2 protein-coding genes are annotated in these 3,369 nt (G+C 61.5%); one reads left to right on the top strand and one right to left on the bottom strand.

The genetic code is table 11. The features are described 5' to 3' along the window. Positions 1-1,531, bottom strand: a 1,531-nt coding sequence (locus EG885_RS22065) for a recombinase family protein (RefSeq protein ID WP_131578968.1), incomplete at its 3' end; no start/stop codon positions are given. A gap of 296 nt (positions 1,532-1,827) precedes the next feature. Between EG885_RS22065 and EG885_RS22060 the strand changes: the two genes are divergently transcribed. Beyond that, entirely contained in the window at positions 1,828-3,093 is a 1,266-nt protein-coding gene (locus tag EG885_RS22060) for a hypothetical protein (RefSeq protein WP_131578965.1), read from the top strand. Positions 3,094-3,369: the final 276 nt, after the last annotated feature.

The raw sequence follows: 3,369 nt of genomic DNA, 5'->3' as shown, positions 1-3,369 counted from the left end.
CGTCATCCGCATCTCGCTGATCAATCACCGCAGCAGCCGTCGTCGCCTCCCGCTTCGTCGACGGCTGCTGCAGCGCCTCCGCCAGACCCTCAATCTGCGTCCGATAACGCTCCCAGAGCGACGGGTGCAGGCGCAGGGCAGGGGGTTCGGGCGTCGCCGCCAGCTGTGCGGACAGTTCCGCCTTCCGCGCCTCCAGCATGGCCATCTTCGCCTTCATCGACGAGTGATACATTCCGTCTTCGATCGCCGTGAGGATACTGGCAATCTTCTTCTCGATCTGTGCCAGCTCCTTCCGCGCTGCGTCATGATTGCTGCTGCGCTGACCGGCCGCCGCATTGAAGGCACGGCGATATTCCTCGACGAAGGCCGCGACCAACTCGGGATGCATCAGCCGGTCGCGCAAGCCCCCCAGGACCCGTTCCTCCAGCGCATCCCTCCTGATCGTTGCCCGGTTGGTGCAGACCGCCGCGCCCCGGTTGCGGGCGCCGCTGCAGCCGAGGCGTGTCTGGTTGATCATCGAGTATCCCGACCTGCAGCAATCGCAGCGCACCAGTCCAGACAGCAGGTAATCCGGCCGCCTAGCGCGTTCCGGCCGCGGGCGAGGATCGCCCACCCCGGCCGGGTTCATCTTCGCGCGGATGCCGGCCTGCCGCGCCTTGACCCGGTCCCAGAGCGCCGCGTCGATTATCCGCAGTTCGGGCACCTCGGTCGTCACCCACATCTTCGGCGGGTTCAGACGCGCCTGGCGCTTGCCCGTGTCGGGGTCCTTCACGAAGCTCTGCCGGTTCCAGACCCGCACCCCGACATAGAGTTCGTTGTTCAGGATCCCCGTGCCGCGACGCCAGTTGCCCTGGATTGTTGATGATCCCCAGCTGTCTGAGCCTTTGCCGCCGCTGCGCGGCGGCGCCACGCCTTCAGCGTTCAGCGCCGCCGCGATCGACCGTGCTGAGAGGCCGCTGTCGTAATCCGTAAAGATCCGGCGGACCGTGGCGGCCTCAGCGCCGTCGATATCTCGTTCGCCCGTAATCACCGTGCCGCCCGCGTCGAAGCCGCGCCGCACCCGGTAGCCGTAACTGTTTCCGCCGCCGGACTTGCCCGCTATCACCCGGCCCTCGAGGCCGCGCCGTGTCTTCTCGGCCAGCTGCTTAAGGAACTGCGACGACATCAACCCCCCGAAGCTGACCCGCATCTCGTCGATCTCGCCCTCCGACCGGGTGACGATCTTGACCCCGTAGTAGGCCAGCCGCTTGTAGAGGCCCGCCATATGCTCTTGGTCCCGCGAAAGCCGGTCCAACGCCTCGGCCACGATGACATCGCAGATGCCGTCCCGCGCCGCCTCTTGCAGCCGCTGGAATCCAGGCCGCAGATGCGAGGCGCCGCTGATCGCCTCGTCCCGCACCGCTTCGACCACGCGCCAGCCATGCGCTTCGCAGAGCTGTCTACAGACACGGATCTGGTCCTCCGCCGAACTGGCCGATTGCAGGTCGGTGGAGTAGCGAGCGTAGATCAGGGCACGAAGCGGCTGGCTCATGAGCGGTCTCCGGGAAGAATCAGGCTCTGCCTCGCCATGTCAGCCTTGGCCGCGCCGCGGCCAAGCGCACGGGCGAGTGCCACAAGCGAAGGGTGAGCTCGAGAATGGGAAGCGCCCAGTGCCTCTTCAAGAGTCGCGTCGAAGGCATCGGCATCAGGCTGCCCATAAGTTGGAACGCGGGATGACACATCTCGTCTGCGCATATGACTTGACCTCGTCTTTTAGGTCCGGTCAACCTGAGCGCGAGTGCCGCGATATTTTGGGATTCAAATCAGTCATTTGCGGAAGGGACCGGTTTGCACACGCTCCATTATTACATTTCTGCCTTGTCGGCCGATGCCATGAAAGAATACCGGGCAAAGCCTGAGGGGGAGGTGCCTTCGGTCGCCACGTTTGCGCCCACCGTAATGGTCGTTAACCTCACGTGCTCTTCAACACCTGACACGGAGGCTTATAATATTGTGCAAGACAGGGTATTCAGTCGACCGTTCCACGGCATTCTTGGGCTGACCAAGGAAGAGATCGACGTGGATACGGTGATGACCGCTGCCGACAAAGCGTCGCTCTTGAAGTTCGGTCACCATGTCATCGTCCGACCGCTCGTCGATCTGCACATTGCTCAGCGTGGCCGCAGGCAGTTGAGCACAGCCGAGGCCTCGATCACGGAGGCATTGCAGTTATGGACCTATGCACTCCTGCCCGCGGTCGCCATGCAGATCCAAGGGACGTCCCGATCGGCGTTGATCACGGATCAAACGTATGACTGGCTGTCCGACCAGGCACCAAATCTGGTGCGGCTCGCCGGAAAATCTGCGGCCGGTATGGGCGTCCCTCAAGTGGAGCCGGGTTCTGAGGCCGCCGATTGGGCGGGTGATCTGCCAAGCTTCCTCAGCGCTCTCAGCGATGCGGGCCGCAAGCTGTCGCTACATTTTCCGGAAGAGAACGCACCCCGCAAGGGCGAGGCCCTGCGCACCAAAGTTGATGCCATCACTCAGGGGATGAGTGTGGGCCAGCATAAAGACGGGAACATGAAGCATCTTCTGGCAACGCGCATCAAGACACTTGATGTGCTTGCCAAGGCCAAGAGGATCGCGACCCTGGTGGTGCAGTCCCTCATCGAAGAGACGTCGAACTCGGAAAAAGGATACGAACGCTTGGGCGGCCTCGGGCCCTATCATGTCATGCGGAACCCGGATAAGTTTGGAAAACGGCCAGCTGGAGCCGCAAGAAAGGTGTTCCAGGCGCAGCGTCCCTCTCCCTACGTCCAACAAACACCTGACGTGGAGAACCGGATGAGCGAGAGCGAATTGGCTTATATTGCGCTGCTCTGTGACATCGATCCGTTTCTGATCACTGCGCAGCACACTTTGCTTCATGACGAGATGATCGGTATGAGGGAACTCGGCAAGGCACTGAGGGGCGGTCTCAGTGACGTGAGATATCTTGAATACCTCGAAGCAGTCCGACGGGAAAACGATCCGGCAGCATCATTAGGTCAAAACGCAGTAATGGTGGTGTATCAGGACCTACCGCAATATCTGTTTCTTGGGGCTTGTCACTGATGACCCATATGCGGTCAATCCTCTGAAGGTGTCGTGCCTCTCGGTGCAATATACGTCCGTCCTGGATGCTTAGGTCGGGCGACCGAGCCTCCATCGAGGCGATAGACACCTGCAGCTCGCAGGACCAAGTTCTAATAATCAAACTTGATCCTAGGGTCAGGATGCATTGATTTCCGTTTCGCGGCGTGATTCACGGCCCAGAAACGGAGCGGTGACATGAGCGACCTTTTCTGGCTGACTGCCGCGCAGATGGCACGCATGGCCCCCTTTTTTCCA

Source organism: Paracoccus nototheniae, assembly GCF_004335005.1.
Lineage (GTDB): Bacteria > Pseudomonadota > Alphaproteobacteria > Rhodobacterales > Rhodobacteraceae > Paracoccus > Paracoccus nototheniae.
This window is presented reverse-complemented; position numbering and strand designations above follow the sequence as displayed.